Source organism: Streptococcus sp. HMSC071D03 (assembly GCF_001812125.1).
Lineage (GTDB): Bacteria > Bacillota > Bacilli > Lactobacillales > Streptococcaceae > Streptococcus > Streptococcus pseudopneumoniae_N.
The window spans coordinates 1-21,435 of the sequence record NZ_KV807718.1; the positions used below are offsets into that span (position 1 = coordinate 1).

The window sequence follows — 21,435 nt, forward strand, 5'->3', positions numbered from 1 at the left end:
GGGGATTTACCCACTACAGAAATTATAGAGCCTACTTACAAAGAGCACCTTTCGGGGTGTTCTTTTTTAATCCTCAATAGAGAGTTCACCCACAAATTCACACCAATAGTCTTTGTCTTATACAATTTCTTCCTAGTATGAGTTTAGTATGATATAATTAAATACGAATAATTTAAAGGAGTTATAAATGAAAATAGGAAAAGGCATCAATTGGATTTTGATTCTGTTAAGTTGCTTAATTGCTATAGTACTGATAAGTTTTATGTTCTTCTTTAATCATAAGAAGCAAGATGCAGAAGCAGTAAGTACTCCAACAGAACAAGTTTCTACTACTAGTACGACATCAACTAGTACAACAAGTGCAACAACGACCACTAGTTTAACAACTACTCAAGATAGTATTACGACTACGGAGGAAAAACCTTCGACACAAGAAGAGCAAACGAATGCTAAATCACAAAAAATAGATGAGCAAGCCATTCTAAATGGAGATTTCTCTACTCTAGTTGGAACATGGAGAAATGGACTTGGGCAAGAGTTTACATTCGATAAAAGTGGACTAGTAAATAGTGGGAACATTGAGAAAGTGAGCATAGCTAGCGATGGGAGTGTTAACTTCAGCGTTAGATCTGGTTTTACAGGGTATGGAATGAGTATTTATCCTGCTGGACTTACTATAGCTGGGTTAGATTCTGACTTAAGTAAAAACAGGCTTACTGCTGGTCAAGCTGCTCCAACTAGCTCAGAACAAGTTTTTTATAAAGTAGACTAAATGATTAACCATCTCATCAAATTTGAGATGTTTTTCTTCTTTATTTGTAAGTCATGGTCATTTTATGAAGATGAAGCAAGTAGGGTTCAAAAACAGCTTCCATAAGCGTTCCAGCTTGTTTAGCAAGATGTTGGAATTTATGAGGACCTTGACGGATATTATTTTTCTTCATAGTATGTTGTGTTATAATGTAGATACGATATGAATAAATTAAGATATCTCTGTAAATTCTGTAAATGTCACTTTATGTGAACATGAGTACATTTGAATTTATAGAATGATAGGAAATGGTTTACAATGATAAGTCTAGAGCTGATGTCTGAAGAAAATAGTATAGATGTTTATTCTTTTGAAAAAGAAAATCGGGAGTATTTTGAGCGGAGTCTACCTCCTAGACCAGCTACCTATTTTGATTCAGAAGGTTTTAAAGAGATTACAAGGGAATTGTTAAGGGAACAAGAGAATCATGATGTCTACATGCATCTTATTAGAGATGCACAAGGTACTATGGTCGGAAGAATCAATTTAAGTGTTTTAGGGAAGGATAGAAAAACAGCAGAACTTGGATATAGGATTGGAGAAAATGTTACCAATTTAGGATATGCAAGCGAAGCAGTTAAACTCGTTTTAGAAAAGGCCTTTACTACTTATGGTTTACATAAGATTATCGCAGGGACGGCAAGGGACAATCAGGCTTCTCAGAGAGTGCTTTTAAAAAATGGTTTCACCTTTAGTAGAATCATAGAGAATGACTTTCAAATGCATAACGAGTGGATTCATACGGCAGTATTTGAGATAAGGAATCTATAGCATCATCATTCCCAGTCGTTTGCCAAAACTAAACATTTCTAGTAGACATTTGTCTACTTTTATATGGAAAATATAGTAGAATGAATCTAGAACAGTACACCAAGACTGCTAAAAATGTTTTAGAATCTATATTGTACTACTCTAAGTTCAATCCACTATAGCATTCTTTGTTCTTGTTTTTAGTTCCCTATCGTCATGATTACAAGCCAATTTGTATCTATAATACTTCTTTATTAGCCTTGTTTCTTGTCAAACTTTTTAATCCTCAGATCAAGACGAATATCTTATTAGCTAGTTTTGCTAGGGGATTTAATATTCTATTAAATTCTTTAATTTTCTTTTATCTTTATTTTTTTGAATTAAGGAATCTTAGTTTTAGTCTTTTCTACTCTTTTGTTTACTATATTTTATAAAAATTTTTATCATTCCTTTATGCTTGGTTTCTAGTCAAAATTCTAAGTATGGTCCTTATCTAGTCCATAGTAGTTTCTTTAAGGGGAATGCTTCAGATGTGATTCATGTTTAATTTTATAAAAATGATGACTTTCTACTTTTTGGTAGGAAGTTTTTTATTATTTCTATATCGAAATAGTTGACAGATGTAATTTAGGGTGTTACAATAACTAAAAGGTTCGATATAGAACAAAAAAGGAGACAAAATGGACAAGATGTTAGGGGGATACCAAGCTCTACAGATTCGATTGTTAAACGGGCGTATCTTTCAAAAACTATTGAGCAAGCAACCAGATGCTCAATACAGAAGTGAACAGGGAAAAATTTTAACGATTTTGTGGAAGCAAGAGTTGGGGTGCGCTACAGCGACCGATATCGCTCTTGCGACGGGTCTAGCCAATAATACATTGACCAGTATGGTTAAGAAATTGGAAGAACAAGGCTTGGTCACGATTCAACCTTGCACACAAGATAAAAGGAAAAAATATATCTCTTTGACAGACCTCGGTTGGGCGCAAAAAGAAATTGGAGACCGTGTTAGTAAAGAATTGGGTGAAATTTTCTACCAAGGATTTTCCAATCAAGAAATCCGAGAATTTGAGGCTTATCAAGAGCGTATTATCACAAATCTAAAAGCTAAAGAAAATGACATCTAAGGAAAGGAAGTTACAGTTATGATTGGTATTACGGGGGTAACAGGGAAATTAGGTTCTTATGTGGCGAATCTTATAGATCAAAAAGGAATTGCTTCCGTCCATTTAGCACGAAGCCCAGAGCGTGCAAAGATCTATGCGTCTGCGGAAATCCGTAGAATATCGTATGCCAATACTCCAGAGGTGGTTGAGGCCTTGAAGGGTATTGATATCTTGTTGATGGTTTCTACTCGGGAAAATCAAGAGCGTGTCAAGGAACACAAGGACTTTTTAGATGCTGCAAACCTAGCAGGAGTAGAGCATATCGTCTATACCTCCTTTTATGGGGCAGATGAGAAGGCAACTTTCACCTTGTCTCGAGATCATGCCCAGACGGAATCCTATATCAAGGAGTTAGGGTTCACCTACACTTTTTTGAGAGATAATTTTTACTTGGACTTCCTGATTGATATGGCGCTTGAAAATGGAGAGATTCGTGGTCCGGCCGGCAGTGGTCTTGTGTCAGCTGTTGCCCGTAAGGACACATCTAGGGTTGCAGTAGAGATTCTTTTAAATCCTAAGGAATGGGAAAATCAAAGCTTGAATTTGACAGGGCCAGAGGATCTTTCCATGGAAGAAATCGTAGCGCTTCTCTCAAAAGAGACCGGTAAGGCCATCGCGTATGTGGATGAAACAGTAGAAGAAGCTTATGAGTCACGGAAAAAATGGCCAGCACAAACTTGGGAGTACGATGCCTGGGTCAGCACTTATACAGCTATCAAAGTTGGGGAACAAGCTGGGGTTTCAACAGATATCGAAAAAGTCCTAGGGCATCCGGCAAGTAGCCTATTGGATACTCTTAGAGATAGAAAACTTATAGAGGAAGAACATGATTGAATACAAACATGTAGCCTTGCGCTACACGGATAAAAACATTTTAAAAGATGTCAATCTTCGCATTGAAAATGGAGAATTCATGGTGCTAGTGGGTCCTTCAGGATCTGGGAAGACCACTATGATCAAGATGGTCAATCGTCTTTTGGAACCGACAGATGGCAATATCTATATGGATGGGAAACGCATCAAAGACTATGACGAACGGGAGTTACGTCTCAGTACCGGCTATGTCCTTCAAGCTATTGCCCTATTTCCTAACTTGACAGTTGCGGAAAATATTGCTCTCATTCCTGAGATGAAGGGCTGGACTAAAGAACAAATCACTTCTAAAACAGAAGAACTCTTGGATAAGGTTGGTCTGCTTGCTGCAGAGTATGCTCATCGGTTACCAAGCGAGTTATCTGGTGGGGAGCAACAGCGGATTGGGATTGTGCGGGCCATCATTGGGGAACCAAAGATTCTATTGATGGACGAGCCTTTTTCAGCCTTAGATGCCATTTCTCGCAAGCAGTTGCAAGCTCTCACCAAAGACTTGCACAAGGAGTTCGGTATGACGACCATCTTCGTTACTCATGATACGGACGAGGCCTTGAAATTAGGCGATCGAATTGCTGTTTTACAGGATGGAGAAATTCGCCAGGTCGCAGAACCTGAAACAATTTTACAAGCGCCTGCGACAGACTTTGTAGCAAACTTGTTTGGAGGTAGCCTTCATGTCTAATTTGATTTCAACCTTTCAAGAGCGATTTAGTGAATGGGTAACCGCTCTTGGTCAACACCTACAATTATCGCTTTTGACCTTATTGGTCGCTATTTTTCTAACCATCCCACTTGCGGTTTATCTAAATGGTCACAAAAAGGCAGCGAATTGGGTACTACAAGTTGCGGGTATCTTCCAGACTATTCCCTCAATGGCTTTGTTGGGTCTCTTTATCCCTTTCATGGGGATTGGAACCTTACCAGCCCTTACAGCCCTTGTCATCTACGCTATTTTCCCGATTTTAGAAAATACGATCACAGCCTTGAACGGGATTGATCCTAGTCTTGAGGAAGCAGGGATTGCTTTTGGGATGACCAAGTGGGAGCGACTCAAGAAGTTTGAAATTCCACTTGCCATGCCTGTCATTGTATCGGGGGTTCGTACAGCAACCGTTATGATCATTGGGACAGCGACTTTAGCCGCTCTTGTGGGAGCTGGTGGATTGGGCTCCTTTATCCTTTTGGGTATTGATCGTCGGAATGCTAGTCTGATTTTAATCGGGGCTATTTCATCGGCTATCTTAGCCATTCTCTTTAATGTCATTCTCAAATGGTTGGAAAAGGCAAAGTTGCGTACAATTGTTGCGGCCTTTGCTGTTATGTTCCTTGGTTTGGGAGTTAGTTATGCTCCAAGCATTATTCCACATAATGAGAAAGACAATCTCGTCATTGCTGGGAAGTTGGGACCTGAGCCTGAGATTCTCATGAATATGTATAAACTTCTCATCGAGGAAAATACGGATATGACGGTGACGGTCAAGCCTAACTTTGGGAAGACAGATTTCCTTTATCAAGCGCTGAAAAAAGGGGACATTGATATCTATCCAGAATTTTCTGGAACAGTGACAGAGAGTCTCCTCCAACCATCGCCACAAATTGGGCATGACCCGGAAAAGGTTTACGAGGTGGCTCGTGACGGCATTGCCAAACAGGATCAACTAGCCTTTCTTAAACCCATGGCTTATCAAAACACTTATGCTATAGCAGTTCCTAAAAAAATTGCGCAAGAATATGGGCTTAAGACGATTTCAGACTTGAAAAAAGTAGAAGGACAGCTCAAGGCGGGATTCACTCTAGAGTTTAATGACCGTGAGGATGGAAACAAGGGCTTGCAGTCTGTTTATGGATTGAATCTCAATGTGGCAACCATGGAGCCAGCCCTTCGCTATGATGCGATTAAGGCTGGAGATATTCAGATTATGGAAGTTTACTCGACAGACCCTGAAATCGAGCGTTACCAACTTCAAATTTTAGAAGACGATCAACACCTCTTCCCTCCTTATCAAGGCGCTCCACTCATGAAAGCTGAATTACTCGAAAAACATCCTGAGTTGGAAGCAGTCCTCAATAAACTAGCTGGTAAAATCACTGAGAGCCAGATGAGTCAGATGAACTACCAGGTTAGTGTGGAAGGTAAATCAGCTGAAGAAGTAGCACGGGACTTTCTCCTTAAAGAAGGAATACTTAAGCAATAATCAAAGGAGTATTAGTTTATGAGTATACAAAAAAGGATCAAAAGATCCTTTTTTATTGTACCAAGGCTAACAAGATGGTAAGCACCAGTGCAATTCCAATTCGAATCAGATGGTGGGTTGGATGGAAGTTTTCTTTTTGTTTGCCATTCCAATAGGCTCCGTAGCAAATTAATCCACAGCCAATCAGCCAAAGAGATAGTGCGATAATCGGCAAAAAGAAGTAGAGGAAGATAGATAAGGTCGCAAGGCTACTTCCGATAAGGAGAAGCCGATTTCCTAGGAGATTCCTGCCTTTTCTTAATTCTGAAAGGCTAGCCAATAAATGAAGAAGAGGAAAAGCAAGAGCTAAGAAGATTATAAAAATAACAAGAATAATAACGATGTTCATAGGATTTCCTTTCTAGCTAGAATAATGATAATTTATTTTTGTTTGGTTGTCATCTCCATGACATCCAAGTAAAATCCAACTACTTGGTCTTCCTTATAAGATTTTCCTTTTTTGAGCCACCAGGTTAGTGTTTCGATAAAGTTAGTTACAACAAAGTGTTTGAGGTAGGAAGTAGGAATATTAGGATAGGCAACTTGCAAGTCCTCTGCTACCATGGGATAAACATGGTGTTCCAATTCTTTCTGCAATTGACGGAGGAAGTAGTCATTTTTAGAGAAAAGGAGACTGGTGACGTGGTCTTGATTTTTCTTAAAATGTGAAAAGATATGAGCCAAATAAGCTTCTGTAGATATATTTTTCTCGTGTTCAAAAAGATGATGAAAGAGATATCGGCAGAGCTCATCTAGGAGTAATTCCTTACTTTCATAATGGCTATAAAAGGTAGAGCGACCGACATCTGCGAGGTCTATTATCTCCTGAACGGTAATCGTTTCAAAGCTTTTTTGATTTAGTAATTGTAAAAAAGCAGTATAGATAGCTTTTCGAGTCTTGGTAATGCGACGATCTTGAGCAGTCATATGGACACTTTGAACAAACTATTCGGTATCTTACAAAGTGAATAGTTTGTTCCTATCCTTTCTGTAATGAATGTTAGATAATGATAATGAACAGGATGTTCATGAATCTATTATAACAAAGGAATGATGATTATGAAGACAAAACATACAGTTTGGTTAGCTTTTTTCTTAAATTTGAGTTATGCCATTATCGAGTTTATCGCTGGTGGAGTGTTTGGTTCCAGTGCTGTTCTTGCTGACTCTGTTCATGATTTGGGAGATGCAATCGCAATTGGGGTATCAGCCTTTCTTGAAACAATTTCCAATCGTGAAGAAGATAGTCATTATACCCTGGGTTATAAACGGTTTAGTCTTCTAGGTGCCTTGGTAACAGCTGTGATTCTGATTACAGGGTCCGTTTTGGTCATTTTGGAAAATATAACGAAACTCTTTCATCCACAACCTGTCAATGATGAGGGAATTCTCTGGCTAGGAATCATTGCTGTTAGCATTAATGTGCTAGCCAGTCTTGTCGTTCGTAAAGGAAAAACAAAGAACGAATCTATTCTTAGCCTGCATTTTCTAGAAGATACCCTTGGTTGGATAGCAGTCATCCTGATGGCAATTATTCTCCGATTTACGGATTGGTATATCTTAGATCCTCTCTTGTCGCTTGTCATTTCCTTCTTTATCTTGTCAAAAGCCATTCCACGTTTTTGGTCTACTCTCAAGATTTTCTTGGATGCTGTGCCAGAAGGAGTAGATATCAAACAAGTCAAGAGTGACTTGGAGCAATTGGAGTATGTGGCCAGTGTCAATCAGATCAATCTCTGGACTATGGATGGTTTGGAGAAAAACGCCATTATTCATGTTTGTCTCGAGCATATCAAACATATGGAAGTTTGTAAAGAATCCATTCGCGACCTACTCAAAGATTGTGGTTTTCAAAATATTACCATTGAAGTGGATGCAGATGTAGCAAGCCACCAGGTCCATAAGCGCAATATGGTTGAGCTAGAGGCAAGCCATGATCACGATCATCATCATTGATGTGGCGTAGTATAAGTGAGCGAAAACTTCATAAAAAGTGTATACTTGAAGTAAGTTAGATACAGAGAGGCAAATGTTTATGAAATCAGCAGTCTATAAAAAAGCAGGTCAGGTTGGTATTGAAGAGGTTAAACGTCCAAGTATTCAAGAAGCGGATGATGTGATTATCCGCGTAGTTCGTGCTTGCGTATGTGGTTCGGACCTTTGGAGTTACCGCAATCCAGATATTAAAGCGGGACATAAAAATAGTGGACACGAAGCGATTGGGATCGTTGAAGAAACTGGAGAAGCCATTACAACGGTCAAGCCCGGTGATTTTGTGATTGTACCATTTACTCATGGTTGTGGGGAGTGTGATGCCTGTCGTGCAGGATTTGATGGTTCTTGTGACAATCATATCGGAAATAATCTAGGAGGGAATTTCCAAGCTGAATACCTCCGCTTCCACTATGCCAATTGGGCACTTGTTAAAATCCCTGGACAACCGTCTGACTACACAGAAGGGATGCTTAAATCTCTCTTGACTCTAGCTGATGTCATGCCGACAGGCTATCATGCAGCGCGTGTGGCAGATGTGAAACCAGGGGATAAAGTTGTCGTTATTGGCGATGGTGCCGTTGGGCAATGTGCTGTTATCGCAGCTAAGATGCGTGGAGCATCACAAATTGTCCTTATGAGTCGTCATGAAGACCGCCAACAAATGGCCTTGGAGTCAGGTGCGACAGCCGTTGTAGCTGAACGAGGAGAAGAAGGGATTGCCAAGGTGCGTGAAATTCTCGGCGGTGGAGCAGATGCAGCACTTGAGTGTGTTGGTACTGAGGCGGCTGTTGAGCAAGCGCTGGGTGTGCTTCACAATGGGGGTCGCATGGGATTTGTCGGAGTTCCACATTATAAGAATCGTGCTCTTGGTTCAACATTTATGCAAAATATATCTGTTGCAGGTGGAGCAGCTTCTGCAACAACATACGATAAGCAATTCTTGCTCAAAGCTGTTCTTGATGGTGATATCAATCCAGGTCGTGTCTTTACTTCAAGCTATAAACTGAAAGATATCGACCAAGCTTATAAGGCTATGGATGAACGCAAGACCATTAAGTCTATGATTGTGATGGATTAATACTCTTCGAAAATCTCTTCAAACCACGTCAGCTCTATCTGCAACCTCAAAACAGTGTTTTGAGCTGACTTCGTCAGTCTTATCTACAACCTCAAAGCAGTGCTTTGAGCAACCTGCGGCTAGCTTCCTAGTTTGCTCTTTGATTTTCATTGATTATAAAAAGAAAAACCTAATAGGATTTGAGAATCTCTATTAGGTTTTTTATGTTCAAGTGTTGTACTTAATGCAAGGTGCTGTCTCTTAACGTCAGTTTAGTTCCAAGCATAGTGAGGCTTGGAATTTTACGCCCATTAAGGACTTCCCTGTTCAGAATATCCATTCCTGTACGTCCCATTTCTTCAGTGTAGACTGTGATACTGGAAAGTGGTGGGAAAACTTGCTTGGTTAGAATGGTATCATTAAAGGAAATAATGCTGACACGCTCGGGAATGCTGATGCTGGCTTCCTGAAGGGCGCGAAGGGCACCAATAGCCAAACTATCACTGGCAGCAAAAAAGGCCTGTGGAAGCTTCTCTCCTAATTTTTCGATAGCCTCCTTCATCAAGTCATATCCAGATTGGGCAGTAAATGAGCCTTGGAAAATGAATTCTTCGTTATAAATTCCTTTTTCTTGCGTATAGGATATAAAGTAATCTAAACGCTTATCTGCGATGACTTCTTCATGGTCAGTAGTAGTTTCAAGACCGGATAGGATACCAATCTTTTTACGATCATGATCTGTAAAGTAATCAACAACCTGTTTAACAGCATTATTAAAATCTGTAATGACACAGGTATGACCAAGAGCAATCGTATCACTGTCTAAAAATACTAGGGGTTTGTGGTATTCTTCAAATGATGTAATCTGTGCTTGACTAAATTTCCCAATACAAAGAATCCCAATCACTTCTTCACTAAGCGTGAAAGGTTGGTCGTTAAAATAGCGCAAAATGTCATAGTCTAACTCTTGAGCTCTTTTTTCAATTCCGAGACGGATCTGGTAGTAGTAGAGATCCTCTAATTCACCTTGTTCGCTCACCCACTGGATGATAGCAATTTTTTGTTTGAGTTTATGACTTTCGCCTGTTTTGAGATGTTTTGTATACCCTAATTCTTCTGCGACGGTTAAAATACGATGTCGAGTTTCTTCTGTAACAGATAGGCTCTGATCGCGATTGAGAACGCGGGATACAGTTGCGATCGAGACAGAGGCTAGCTGAGCGATATCTTTGAGTGTAGCCATAATTCTCCTCCTTTTTAGGTTATTATAGCATATTTTTGTTGCTTTTTACCTATAGTTTAGTAAAATATAGGTAAAAATGTTGACCAAAGCAAAACCCTTGGGTACAATAGAAGAAAACGATTACAGGTTAAGTTTTTTTACTTAACAATTGTCAAAGGAGAATTCATATGACACAACATCTTACTGCTGAAGCACTTCGCAAGGATTTTCTTGCTGTTTTTGGTCAAGAAGCGGACCAAACCTTCTTCTCACCAGGGCGCATCAACTTGATTGGGGAGCATACTGACTACAACGGTGGGCATGTTTTCCCAGCAGCTATTTCACTAGGAACTTATGGGGTTGCTCGTAAGCGTGATGACCAAGTTTTGCGTTTCTACTCAGCAAACTTTGAGGATAAAGGAATTATCGAAGTTCCTCTAGCTGACCTTAAGTTTGAGAAAGAGCACAACTGGACCAACTATCCAAAAGGTGTCCTTCATTTCTTGCAAGAAGCTGGGCATGTGATTGACAAAGGTTTTGATTTCTATGTCTTTGGGAATATCCCAAATGGTGCGGGCTTGTCTTCTTCAGCATCTTTGGAGCTTTTGACAGGTGTCGTAGCAGAATACCTCTTTGACCTAAAATTGGACCGTCTAGACTTAGTTAAAATCGGAAAATTAACAGAGAATAACTTTATCGGTGTTAACTCTGGTATCATGGACCAATTTGCTATCGGTATGGGAGCAGACCAACGTGCTATTTACCTAGATACTAACACTCTAGAATACGACTTGGTACCACTTGATTTGAAGGACAATGTCGTTGTGATTATGAATACCAATAAGCGCCGTGAACTAGCAGATTCTAAATATAATGAACGCCGTGCTGAATGTGAAAAGGCAGTGGAAGAACTTCAAGTGGCCTTGGATATTCAGACTTTAGGCGAGTTAGATGAATGGGCTTTTGATGAATACAGCTACCTGATCAAAGACGAAAATCGTTTGAAACGTGCCCGCCATGCCGTTCTTGAAAATCAACGCACCCTTAAGGCACAAGCGGCTCTTCAAGCAGGAGATTTGGACAGGTTTGGTCGTTTGATGAATGCGTCTCATGTTTCTCTCGAGCATGACTACGAAGTGACTGGTTTGGAATTGGATACCCTTGTTCATACGGCTTGGGCTCAAGAAGGTGTTCTTGGTGCTCGTATGACAGGAGCAGGTTTTGGTGGTTGTGCCATTGCTCTGGTTCAAAAAGATGCAGTTGAGGCCTTTAAAGAAGCTGTTGGCAAGCACTACGAAGAAGTAGTTGGCTATGCACCAAGCTTCTATATCGCTGAAGTTGCAGGTGGTACTCGCGTTCTTGATTAGTCAGAAGGAGGTTTTCTAGTGACCTTAGTAGAAAGATTTGTTACCAAAGTCATTGCAGAAAGCACCTTTGAAGAGTTGGATCGGATTTATCTGACCAATCGCGTCTTGGCACTGGTGGGAGATGGAGTTCTTGAAGTTGAGACTGACCAAAATGATTTGATTGAACTAAAAGATCAGCTTGTTGAGGAAGCAGTTCGCTTGGAAACGATTGAAGATAGTCAGGCTGCGCGTGAGATTCTCGGTGCTGACCTCATGGACTTGGTAACCCCTTGTCCAAGTCAGGTTAATCGTGATTTTTGGGATACCTATGCTCAGTCACCAGAGCAGGCAATTGCGGATTTCTACCAACTCAGTCAGAAGAATGACTACATCAAACTGAAGGCTATCGCAAAGAATATTGCTTATCGTGTACCATCTGACTACGGTGAACTAGAGATTACCATCAATCTCTCGAAGCCTGAAAAGGATCCAAAAGAGATTGCGGCAGCTAAGTTGGTCAAGTCGAGTAACTATCCTCAATGTCAGCTCTGTATGGAAAATGAAGGCTACCATGGTCGTGTCAATCATCCAGCTAGAAGCAATCACCGGATTATTCGTTTTGATATTTCTGGGCAGGAGTGGGGCTTCCAGTATTCGCCTTACGCTTACTTTAATGAGCACTGTATTTTCCTAGATAGCAAGCATCGTCCTATGGCCATTAGTCGCCAAAGTTTTGAACGTTTGTTAGCAATTGTGGAGCAGTTTCCAGGCTACTTTGCTGGTTCGAATGCAGACTTGCCAATCGTAGGTGGCTCCATCCTGACGCACGATCATTATCAAGGTGGGCGTCATGTTTTCCCAATGGAAGTGGCTCCTATTCAGAAAAACTTTACCTTTGAAGGTTTTGAAACTGTAAAAGCAGGGATTGTTCAGTGGCCTATGTCCGTCATTCGACTAACTTCGGATTCAAAAGACGAGTTGACTAACCTTGCGGATAAAATCTTACTGGCTTGGCGTCAATACTCAGATCCAAGTGTACAGGTCTTGGCAGAAAGTAATGGAACACCGCATCACACTATCACACCGATAGCCCGTAAGCGAGATGGGCAGTTTGAGTTGGATTTGGTCTTGCGGGACAATCAAACATCTCCAGAGCATCCAGATGGTATCTATCATCCCCATAAGGATGTCCAACATATCAAGAAGGAAAATATCGGCTTGATAGAGGTCATGGGTTTGGCAATCTTGCCACCACGCTTGAAGGAAGAAGTAGAGCAGGTAGCAGCTTACCTAGTCGGAGAGGATGTTTCAGTAGCAGATTATCACCAAGAATGGGCAGATGAGTTGAAAGAGTCCCATCCTGGATTGACTGACAAAGACCAAGCTCTTAATATCGTCCAAGAATCTGTTGGAAAAATATTTGCACGAGTTTTGGAAGATGCAGGAGTTTACAAGCAAACAGAAGAAGGACAAGCAGCCTTTATGCGCTTTGTGGAGCAGGTTGGTATTTTGCCCGAATAAGTGCTTCTCTCTTGCGTAGAGTCTTGAAAAGTAGTATCATAGTGTCGTTTGAAATATCAGGAGGAACGTATGAAAGATTTTCACTTTGACGCTATATCTGCCTTTGAAAACTACGAAATTGAAAAAATGAGAGACGGTCACGTGGTGGTGACAACAAAAGTAGTGGACTCTTCACTCAACTACTATGGAAATGCCCATGGAGGCTATCTATTTACCCTATGTGACCAAATCAGTGGTCTTGTGGTGATTTCGCTAGGATTAGACGGGGTGACACTCCAGTCTTCCATCAACTATCTGAAAGCCGGAAATCTAGGAGATGTTCTCACTATCAAAGGAGAATGTGTCCACCAAGGACGCACTACTTGTGTCGTCGATGTTGATATCATCAATCAAGATGGCCGAAATGTCTGCAAGGCAACCTTCACCATGTTTGTCACAGGACAACGGTCAGAAGATAGACAGGTGAGGATATAAATTAAAATGAGTAGATAGTTACGCCCTAAAAAACAAGAGTGTGTTCACTATCCACAACTCTATAAATTTTAATACATTTAAAAAGCGAGGTCTGATGACTTCGCTTTTATTTGATAGTGAAGAAAGTAAGTAAGAGCCAATAAAATAGCAGAGCAATAGTGCTAATTCCAAGGCCAAATAGAATGGGAAGGATGATCCTTTGGTAGGGAGCCTTACCCCTTTCTTCAGCTTCTTCAATCTCGCTAAGGTTACGTCCTTGAACATAGGCGACAATCTGTCGATAGGTGCGAAGATTATGCTGTTTCTTGAATTTTTCAATGCGTAGGGCGTAGAACATAGCGATAGCAAAAATCAAGCAACTAATAGCGATACCATACCAATCCAAATAAAGAATTAAGGGTATGCTGATGATAGGAAAACCAAATAGCAGTATGCTAAAGATTATTCCATCTTTTTGATAACGTATAAATTCTTGGTCGTGAATAATTTGTTTCATAGTTTCCAAATCTCCTTTTACTAGTTTGTCTAATGACACTTCAAAGACCTTGCTCAGCAAGAGTAGGTTTTGAATATCAGGGTAGGTCGCGCCACGCTCCCAGTTGGAAATGGATTGGCGACTGACAAAAATTATTTCAGCTAAATCATCTTGAGATAAATTTTTCTTTTTACGATAGTGCTGGATTTGTTTTCCGACTTGCATAAAATTTCCTCGCTTTCTGATTTCATTCTACTCAATTATACAAAAAACGGCTATCAAAGTTCTTTGACATGTTGATTTCATAGGCTTTAGCAAAGGTTTTGGTCACTGGATTTACAGGTCTGTCAATTCATGTTTACCTACTGAAAAGGAGGCTATTAGCCTCCTTTTTCTTATTCACTAAATCTTAAAAAATAGCCATCTGGGTCTAGAACTGCAAATTCATGAGGGTAGATATACTGTTCACCAACACGAAATTCTCTTTTAGTCAAAGGACGATAGATGGGATAGTTGGCTTCCAGCAGTTTTTGGTGGAGCTGAGGGACATCCTTGATACCAAAGGAAATATTGACACCGCGCCCGAAAGGATAGGTCAGTTGGGCTAACTCTTCTTCCTTGCCTTCTTCTAGCATTAGCTGGCAGTCTTCAAGCGAAAGGAAGAGAAATTTTTCCTCTGGACGCTCGTATTCGACAGAGAATCCCAATAAGTCGCAGTAGAAGTGACGCGATTTCTCGATATCCGATACGACAAATTCAGGGATGACAGCTTGATAGTCCATTCGTTTTCTCCTTAGAAATCAATCTCCAAGACAATCGGTGTATGGTCTTGGCGTGCGCCTGAGTCGATCATATCTGACTTGGTAACCTTATCTGCTACGCGGTTACTTGTGAGCCAGTAGTCGATTCTCCAGCCGGTGTTGTTGATTTTTGAAGTTTTACTGCGTTGCGCCCACCAAGTATAGTGTTCTGGCACATCGCCATGGATATGGCGGAAGGTATCCGTAAATCCTTTGGCTAAAAGGTTTGTAAATCCTTCACGTTCTTCGTCTGTGAAACCTGGTGAACGACGGTTGCTGGCTGGGTTGGCAAGGTCAATTTCCTTGTGGGCAACATTGTAGTCTCCGGTTGCTAGGACAGGTTTTTGCTTGTCTAGTTGAGCCAAGTACTCTGCATATTTGACATCCCAGACTTGACGTTCTTCCAAGCGTTTGAGCCCATCTCCAGCGTTTGGTGTGTAAACTTGAGTCACGAAAAATGTATCAAATTCTAAAGTGATGATACGTCCTTCCAAGTCCATGGTAGAAGGTGCACCGATTTCTGGGAAGCTGATAGTTGGAGTAAGTTCTTTCTTATAGAGGAACATAGTTCCAGCATAACCTTTACGAGCAGGTTCTTGAGAGGAACGCCAGGTGTTTTCGTAGCCTGGGAAGAGTTCTTCCAGTACCTCAAGGTGTTTTTTAGTAGGACCTTTAGCTGAAAGCTTGGTTTCTTGGATGGCAATGATATCAGCATTTTCAGCAACCAATGTTTGGAGGACATCTTGTGATAATTTCGCACGCGCAGAATCACTTGTCAATGCTGCATTGAGGGAATCAATATTCCATGAGATTAATTTCATAATGTTTACCTTTTCATTCAGATTATAGACAATATTATACCAGAAAAAGAAGTAATTCCCCAGCGTATAGTTTGAAAAATCCAGGTCATTCCTATATAATAAAGAATGATTTATGTAAAGGATTGAACATGAATGAAATGTTTCTCCTATGAGTATCTTTATTGCTGAATATGACAAAGTTTAAGTTAGTGTCATCACCTATGAATAGGAAAAACCTGAGGTAGTCGCCTCAGGTTTCCATTTGTCATTAGAAAGGAATTTTATGTCCATCATCCAAAAACTTTGGTGGTTTTTTAAATTAGAAAAACGCCGTTACCTAGTTGGAATTGTAGCTCTGGTTTTGGTATCTGTACTCAACCTCATCCCACCGATGGTCATGGGGCGAGTGATTGATGCCATCACTTCGGGACGATTAACACAAGATGAGCTCTTACTTCATCTCTTTTATCTCCTGCTGGCAGCTTTCGGAATGTACTATCTGCGTTATGTTTGGCGCATGTATATCCTAGGGACCTCCTACCGACTTGGACAAATCATGCGTTCAAGACTATTTGAGCATTTTACAAAGATGTCTCCCGCTTTTTATCAGAATTATCGAACTGGGGATTTGATGGCTCACGCTACCAACGATATCAATGCCCTGACTCGTTTAGCAGGTGGTGGTGTCATGTCAGCAGTGGATGCCTCTATCACAGCCTTGGTGACTCTGTTGACCATGCTCTTTAGCATTTCTTGGCAGATGACCTTGGTTGCCATCATTCCCTTGCCATTTATGGCCTATGCGACTAGTCGTCTGGGGAGAAAGACCCATAAGGCCTTCGGAGAATCCCAAGCAGCCTTTTCTGAACTCAACAATAAGGTTCAAGAATCTGTATCAGGTATCAAGGTAACCAAGTCCTTCGGCTATCAGTCTGATGAGTTGGCATCTTTCCAGGAAGTCAATGATTTGACCTTCCAAAAAAATCTGCAAACCATGAAATATGACAGTCTCTTTGACCCCATGGTTCTACTCTTTGTTGGTTCTTCCTATGCCTTAACGCTCTTAGTTGGTGCCTTTATGGTGCAAGCCGGACAGGTAACTGTCGGAAATCTGGTCACCTTTATCTCTTACTTGGATATGTTGGTCTGGCCTTTGATGGCGATTGGTTTCCTCTTTAATATCACTCAGAGAGGAAAAGTATCCTACCAACGAATTGAGAGCCTCTTGTCTCAAGAATCACCTGTGAAAGATCCTGAATCTCCACTGGATGGGATTGAAAATGGGCGCTTGGACTATGCTATTGAGAGTTTTGCCTTTGAAGACGAAGAGACACTGAAAGATATACACTTTAGTCTCGAAAAAGGGCAAACTCTGGGCTTGGTTGGACAGACGGGTTCAGGGAAAACTGCTTTGATTAAGTTGCTCCTGCGTGAGTATGACGTTAACCAAGGGGCTATTTATCTAAATGGTCATGATATTCGCGCATACCGCCTAGCTGACTTGCGTAGTTTGATGGGATATGTGCCACAGGATCAATTTCTGTTTGCTAGCTCTATCTTAGATAATATCCGTTTTGGAAATCCCGACCTGCCTTTCTCAGCAATAGAAGAAGCGACTAAGTTGGCTCAAGTCTTTCAAGACATTCAAGCTATGCCTGAGGGCTTTGATACAGTTATCGGCGAAAAGGGTGTCAGTCTATCAGGTGGACAAAAGCAACGTCTGGCTATGAGTCGGGCTATGATCTTAAATCCCGATATCTTGATTTTAGATGATTCCCTATCAGCAGTGGATGCTAAGACAGAGTTCGCAATCATCGATAATCTCAAGGAAACTCGCAAAGATAAAACGACCATCATCACGGCCCATCGCCTCAGCGCAGTTGTTCATGCAGATTTGATTTTGGTCATGCAGGATGGTCGCATCATTGAACGAGGTAGGCATGAAGACTTACTAGCCTTGGATGGTTGGTACGCTCAAACTTACCAGTCTCAACAGTTAGAAATGAAAGGAGAAGAAGATGCGGAATAAACAAGAACAATGGACTGTATTGAAGCGTTTGTTGTCTTATCTAAAGCCCTATAGTCTCCTAACCTTTTTAGCACTTGCTTTTCTCCTTGCGACGACTGTTATTAAGAGTGTTATCCCACTAGTGGCATCGCACTTTATCGACCAGTATCTAAACAACCTGAATCAGCTTGCTGTTACCGTTTTGTTAGTTTACTATGGTCTCTACATTCTTCAAACGATTGTCCAATATGTGGGGAATCTCCTCTTTGCGCGCGTGTCCTATAGCATCGTTAGAGATATTCGACGTGATGCCTTTGCCAATATGGAGAGGCTAGGCATGTCTTACTTTGATAAAACACCTGCAGGTTCTATCGTTTCTCGTTTGACCAACGACACTGAGACCATCAGTGATATGTTTTCAGGTATCTTATCTAGCTTCATCTCGGCAGTCTTTATATTCGTGACGACCCTTTATACCATGCTAGTCCTGGACTATCGTCTGACTGCATTAGTCTTGCTCTTTCTGCCTTTGATTTATCTTTTAGTCAATCTCTACCGTAAAAAATCTGTCAAGGTCATTGAAAAGACCAGAAGTCTCTTATCCGATATTAACAGTAAGCTGGCAGAAAATATTGAGGGAATTCGTATTATTCAAGCCTTTAACCAAGAAAAACGCCTGCAAGAAGAGTTTGATGAGATAAACCAGGAACACCTAGTTTACGCTAACCGTTCCGTAGCCTTGGACTCTCTCTTTTTACGTCCAGCTATGAGTTTGTTGAAGTTGTTGGGTTATGCGGTTTTGATGGCTTACTTCGGCTATCGTGGTCTCTATCTAGGCATAACGGCAGGTACCATGTATGCCTTTATCCAGTACATCAATCGTCTCTTTGATCCCCTCATCGAGGTAACGCAAAACTTTTCTACCCTTCAGACATCCATGGTGTCAGCAGGTCGTGTCTTTGCACTTATCGATGAGACCAACTATGAACCGGTCCAAGAAAATGGACAAGCGGAGATTAGAGAAGGAAATATCCGTTTTGAACATGTGTCCTTCTCTTATGACGGAAAACACCAGATTCTCGATGATATTTCCTTTACCGTCAATAAAGGTGAAACTATCGCCTTTGTCGGGCATACTGGCTCTGGGAAATCCTCTATCATCAATGTTCTTATGCGCTTTTATGAATTCCAGTCTGGTCGGGTTTTACTTGATGGTGTGGATATTCGTAAGTATAGTCAAGAGGAGTTGAGAAAAAATATCGGTCTGGTCCTACAGGAACCTTTCCTCTATCATGGAACCATCAAGTCCAATATCGCTATGTACCAAGATATCAGCGATGACCAAGTCAAGGCTGCGGCAGAATTTGTCGATGCAGATTCATTTATTCAGGATCTTCCTTTGGGCTATGATGCCCCTGTGTCTGAGCGTGGTTCGAGTTTCTCAACCGGGCAACGTCAGCTGCTTGCTTTTGCTAGAACTGTTGCCAGTCAACCGAAAATACTGATTTTGGATGAAGCGACAGCTAATATTGATTCTGAAACAGAAGCCTTGGTCCAAAATTCTCTAGCCAAGATGAGACAGGGCCGGACGACCATTGCCATTGCCCATCGTCTTTCTACCATTCAGGATGCTAACTGTATCTATGTCCTAGATAAGGGACGAATCATCGAGAGCGGCACACACGAGGAACTTTTGGCCTTAGGAGGAACCTATCACAAGATGTATAGTTTACAGGCAGGAGCTCTTTCTTAGAGAAGAATTCCTTTAAAATACAGATTTCTTGCACTGCCTCTTTCATTTTGTGGTATAATGTAGAATGTTTAAAGATTACATATTAAAAAACAGAGGAGAATGTGCATGCTGAAATGGGATGAACTACCTCAAGAAATGCAATTGAGTGAGGTAAAACCATACTACCAGCTTGTTTCTAAAAGAAAAGGGTCTCTGATTCTCAAGCGTTGTCTAGATTTGGTTCTAGCCTTTATCTTGTTAATCTTGACCTCCCCCTTATTTCTGATTCTAAGCATTTGGATCAAGCTAGATAGCAAGGGTCCAGTCATTTACAAGCAGGTACGAGTAACCCAGTACAACCGACATTTCAAGATTTGGAAATTCCGGACCATGGTGACCGATGCGGACAAGAAAGGAAGTCTAGTAACTTCTGCCAATGACAGCCGCATCACCAAGGTTGGAAATTTCATTCGCCGTGTTCGTTTGGATGAACTTCCACAATTGGTCAATGTCCTCAAAGGAGAGATGTCCTTTGTGGGAACTCGTCCAGAAGTACCACGCTATACTGAGCAGTACAGCCCTGAAATGATGGCTACCTTGCTCTTGCCTGCTGGGATTACATCGCTTGCCAGCATTAACTATAAGGACGAGGATGCCATTATCAGTCAAATGACTGCAAAAGGTATGACGGTCGACCAAGCTTATATCGAAAGAGTCCTTCCAGAAAAGATGCACTATAATCTAGCCTACCTACGTGATTTTAATTTCTTCGGAGATATCAAAATCATGTTCCAGACTGTATTTGAAGTTTTAAAATAAGTAGTCGCAAGATTGAAACCGATCAAAGGAGTAAAACAATGACAAAGTATAATATTCCATTTTCACCACCCGATATTACTGAAGCAGAAATTGCTGAAGTAGCAGATACCCTCCGCTCTGGTTGGATCACAACAGGTCCAAAGACAAAAGAATTGGAGCGTCGTCTGTCTGTCTATACACAGACACCTAAGACAGTCTGCCTCAATTCTGCAACAGCAGCTCTTGAATTGATCTTGCGCGTGCTTGAAGTAGGGCCTGGTGACGAAGTCATCGTTCCAGCTATGACCTATACAGCATCATGTAGTGTCATCACTCACGTAGGTGCTACACCAGTGATGGTTGATATCCAAGATGATACCTTTGAAATGGACTATGACAAGCTTGAGCAAGCAATTACTGAGAAGACTAAGGTTATCATCCCAGTTGAACTTGCAGGGATTATCTGTGACTATGACCGTTTGTTCCAAGTTGTAGAAAAGAAACGCGACCTCTTTACAGCTGCTAGCAAGTGGCAAAAGGCTTTTAATCGTATTGTGATTGTCTCTGATAGTGCCCATGCTTTGGGTTCAACCTACAAAGGGCAACCAGCTGGTTCAATTGCAGACTTTACATCCTTCTCTTTCCACGCAGTCAAGAACTTTACAACTGCTGAGGGAGGAAGTGCCACTTGGAAAGCCAATCCAGCGATTGACGATGAAGAAATGTACAAGGAATTCCAAATCCTTTCCCTTCATGGTCAAACCAAAGATGCGCTTGCTAAGATGCAACTAGGTTCATGGGAATACGATATCGTAACTCCTGCCTACAAGTGCAACATGACAGATATCATGGCTTCACTTGGTCTGGTTCAGCTAGATCGTTATCCTGCTTTACTACAACGTCGTAAGGACATCGTAGATCGCTATGACCGTGGATTTGCGGGAACTCGTATTCACCCATTGGCTCATAAGACAGATACCGTTGAATCTTGTCGTCACCTTTACATCACCCATGTAGAAGGAGCAAGTCTCGAAGAGCGCAACCAAATCATCCAAGAATTGGCCAAGGCAGGAATCGCAAGTAACGTTCACTACAAACCGCTTCCACTTTTGACAGCTTATAAGAATCTTGGTTTTGATATGGCAGATTATCCGCGAGCTTATGCCTTCTTTGAAAACGAAATTACACTGCCACTTCACACGAAATTAACAGATGAAGAAGTAGACTATATCATTGAGACTTTTGTCAGAGTTTCCGAAGAAGTTCTAGGTGCTTCACAAAAATAATTAAAAAAATTAGTAAAAAATGAATGAAAACGATTGACAAAGAAAAAACAATAACATATAATTAACTCAACAAATCAGAAAAGT

Annotated in this window: 22 protein-coding genes and 1 other annotated feature (1 of these 23 only partly in view); of the genes, 15 read left to right on the top strand and 7 right to left on the bottom strand. The window is 41.1% G+C overall.

From position 1 onward, the window contains the following. Positions 1–187: 187 nt before the first annotated feature. Positions 188–772, top strand: coding sequence for a DUF6287 domain-containing protein (locus tag HMPREF2837_RS02640; RefSeq protein ID WP_049548177.1), 585 nt, complete (start codon positions 188–190; stop codon positions 770–772). A 40-nt stretch (positions 773–812) separates the two neighbouring features. On the opposite strand, the gene HMPREF2837_RS11615 is transcribed toward HMPREF2837_RS02640, so the two are convergent. Then, on the bottom strand, positions 813–944 hold the full coding sequence (locus HMPREF2837_RS11615; RefSeq protein ID WP_261674329.1) for a hypothetical protein: 132 nt from the start codon (positions 942–944) through the stop codon (positions 813–815). Between the two features lie 125 nt (positions 945–1,069). Between HMPREF2837_RS11615 and HMPREF2837_RS02645 the strand changes: the two genes are divergently transcribed. From HMPREF2837_RS02645 to HMPREF2837_RS02665, 5 genes are all read left to right on the top strand, one after another. Then, positions 1,070–1,582, top strand: a complete 513-nt coding sequence (locus HMPREF2837_RS02645; RefSeq protein WP_049548176.1) for a GNAT family N-acetyltransferase — start codon at positions 1,070–1,072, stop codon at positions 1,580–1,582. Between the two features lie 659 nt (positions 1,583–2,241). Further along, the gene (locus tag HMPREF2837_RS02650) at positions 2,242–2,691 is read left to right on the top strand and encodes a MarR family winged helix-turn-helix transcriptional regulator (RefSeq protein WP_049548175.1); all 450 of its coding nucleotides are present in this window, start codon (positions 2,242–2,244) and stop codon (positions 2,689–2,691) included. An 18-nt stretch (positions 2,692–2,709) separates the two neighbouring features. Continuing rightward, on the top strand, positions 2,710–3,564 hold the full coding sequence (locus tag HMPREF2837_RS02655) for an SDR family oxidoreductase (protein WP_049548174.1): 855 nt from the start codon (positions 2,710–2,712) through the stop codon (positions 3,562–3,564). Further along, positions 3,557–4,285 carry an ATP-binding cassette domain-containing protein gene (locus HMPREF2837_RS02660; protein WP_049548173.1) on the top strand — a complete coding sequence of 243 codons (729 nt, stop codon included), beginning with the start codon at positions 3,557–3,559 and terminating at the stop codon, positions 4,283–4,285. The genes HMPREF2837_RS02655 and HMPREF2837_RS02660 overlap by 8 nt, the downstream gene beginning before the upstream one ends. Further along, positions 4,278–5,798 carry an ABC transporter permease/substrate-binding protein gene (locus tag HMPREF2837_RS02665; protein WP_049548172.1) on the top strand — a complete coding sequence of 507 codons (1,521 nt, stop codon included), beginning with the start codon at positions 4,278–4,280 and terminating at the stop codon, positions 5,796–5,798. Before HMPREF2837_RS02660 ends, HMPREF2837_RS02665 begins: the two co-directional genes overlap by 8 nt. A 52-nt stretch (positions 5,799–5,850) precedes the next feature. On the opposite strand, the gene HMPREF2837_RS02670 is transcribed toward HMPREF2837_RS02665, so the two are convergent. Further along, positions 5,851–6,186 carry a hypothetical protein gene (locus HMPREF2837_RS02670; protein WP_049548171.1) on the bottom strand — a complete coding sequence of 112 codons (336 nt, stop codon included), beginning with the start codon at positions 6,184–6,186 and terminating at the stop codon, positions 5,851–5,853. A gap of 32 nt (positions 6,187–6,218) precedes the next feature. After that, positions 6,219–6,764 carry a TetR/AcrR family transcriptional regulator gene (locus HMPREF2837_RS02675; protein WP_049548170.1) on the bottom strand — a complete coding sequence of 182 codons (546 nt, stop codon included), beginning with the start codon at positions 6,762–6,764 and terminating at the stop codon, positions 6,219–6,221. Positions 6,765–6,896: 132 nt separating this feature from the next. Between HMPREF2837_RS02675 and HMPREF2837_RS02680 the strand changes: the two genes are divergently transcribed. Together HMPREF2837_RS02680 and HMPREF2837_RS02685 are read left to right on the top strand one after the other, a co-directional pair. Continuing rightward, the gene (locus HMPREF2837_RS02680) at positions 6,897–7,793 is read left to right on the top strand and encodes a cation diffusion facilitator family transporter (RefSeq protein WP_075230592.1); all 897 of its coding nucleotides are present in this window, start codon (positions 6,897–6,899) and stop codon (positions 7,791–7,793) included. A gap of 79 nt (positions 7,794–7,872) precedes the next feature. After that, positions 7,873–8,910 (top strand): zinc-binding dehydrogenase, encoded by a 1,038-nt coding sequence (locus HMPREF2837_RS02685; RefSeq protein ID WP_075230593.1) that lies wholly within the window; start codon positions 7,873–7,875, stop codon positions 8,908–8,910. Positions 8,911–9,130: 220 nt separating this feature from the next. Here HMPREF2837_RS02685 and HMPREF2837_RS02690 read toward each other — a convergent pair whose 3' ends face one another. After that, entirely contained in the window at positions 9,131–10,132 is a 1,002-nt protein-coding gene (locus HMPREF2837_RS02690; protein ID WP_075230594.1) for a LacI family DNA-binding transcriptional regulator, read from the bottom strand. A gap of 167 nt (positions 10,133–10,299) precedes the next feature. Here HMPREF2837_RS02690 and HMPREF2837_RS02695 point away from each other — a divergent pair, with 167 nt between their 5' ends. From HMPREF2837_RS02695 to HMPREF2837_RS02705, 3 genes are all read left to right on the top strand, one after another. Next, positions 10,300–11,478, top strand: coding sequence for a galactokinase (locus tag HMPREF2837_RS02695; RefSeq protein WP_075230595.1), 1,179 nt, complete (start codon positions 10,300–10,302; stop codon positions 11,476–11,478). A gap of 18 nt (positions 11,479–11,496) precedes the next feature. Next, positions 11,497–12,978: a UDP-glucose--hexose-1-phosphate uridylyltransferase gene (locus tag HMPREF2837_RS02700; protein WP_075230596.1), complete on the top strand. Its 1,482-nt coding sequence runs from the start codon at positions 11,497–11,499 to the stop codon at positions 12,976–12,978. 69 nt (positions 12,979–13,047) lie between these two features. Then, entirely contained in the window at positions 13,048–13,452 is a 405-nt protein-coding gene (locus HMPREF2837_RS02705; RefSeq protein ID WP_006152721.1) for a PaaI family thioesterase, read from the top strand. 106 nt (positions 13,453–13,558) lie between these two features. On the opposite strand, the gene HMPREF2837_RS02710 is transcribed toward HMPREF2837_RS02705, so the two are convergent. The 3 genes from HMPREF2837_RS02710 to HMPREF2837_RS02720 all read right to left on the bottom strand — a co-directional run bounded on the left by HMPREF2837_RS02710 (position 13,559) and on the right by HMPREF2837_RS02720 (position 15,548). Beyond that, positions 13,559–14,152 (bottom strand): helix-turn-helix domain-containing protein, encoded by a 594-nt coding sequence (locus HMPREF2837_RS02710; protein WP_075230597.1) that lies wholly within the window; start codon positions 14,150–14,152, stop codon positions 13,559–13,561. 170 nt (positions 14,153–14,322) lie between these two features. Then, complete coding sequence (locus HMPREF2837_RS02715) at positions 14,323–14,709, bottom strand: bleomycin resistance protein (protein ID WP_075230598.1); 387 nt, start codon at positions 14,707–14,709, stop codon at positions 14,323–14,325. An 11-nt stretch (positions 14,710–14,720) separates the two neighbouring features. Beyond that, positions 14,721–15,548: an exodeoxyribonuclease III gene (locus HMPREF2837_RS02720; protein ID WP_075230599.1), complete on the bottom strand. Its 828-nt coding sequence runs from the start codon at positions 15,546–15,548 to the stop codon at positions 14,721–14,723. A 262-nt stretch (positions 15,549–15,810) separates the two neighbouring features. Between HMPREF2837_RS02720 and HMPREF2837_RS02725 the strand changes: the two genes are divergently transcribed. The 4 genes from HMPREF2837_RS02725 (at position 15,811) to HMPREF2837_RS02740 (ending at position 21,351) form a co-directional block, all read left to right on the top strand. Beyond that, complete coding sequence (locus tag HMPREF2837_RS02725; protein WP_075230600.1) at positions 15,811–17,556, top strand: ABC transporter ATP-binding protein; 1,746 nt, start codon at positions 15,811–15,813, stop codon at positions 17,554–17,556. Beyond that, the gene (locus tag HMPREF2837_RS02730; RefSeq protein WP_075230601.1) at positions 17,546–19,288 is read left to right on the top strand and encodes an ABC transporter ATP-binding protein; all 1,743 of its coding nucleotides are present in this window, start codon (positions 17,546–17,548) and stop codon (positions 19,286–19,288) included. Before HMPREF2837_RS02725 ends, HMPREF2837_RS02730 begins: the two co-directional genes overlap by 11 nt. Before the next feature lie 105 nt (positions 19,289–19,393). Continuing rightward, a complete protein-coding gene (locus HMPREF2837_RS02735; protein WP_075230602.1) occupies positions 19,394–20,086 on the top strand; it encodes a sugar transferase in 693 nt (230 codons plus the stop codon). A gap of 38 nt (positions 20,087–20,124) precedes the next feature. Then, positions 20,125–21,351 carry a DegT/DnrJ/EryC1/StrS family aminotransferase gene (locus tag HMPREF2837_RS02740; RefSeq protein ID WP_075230603.1) on the top strand — a complete coding sequence of 409 codons (1,227 nt, stop codon included), beginning with the start codon at positions 20,125–20,127 and terminating at the stop codon, positions 21,349–21,351. Positions 21,352–21,411: 60 nt separating this feature from the next. After that, positions 21,412–21,435: a binding site (T-box leader), on the top strand (it continues 208 nt past the right edge of the window).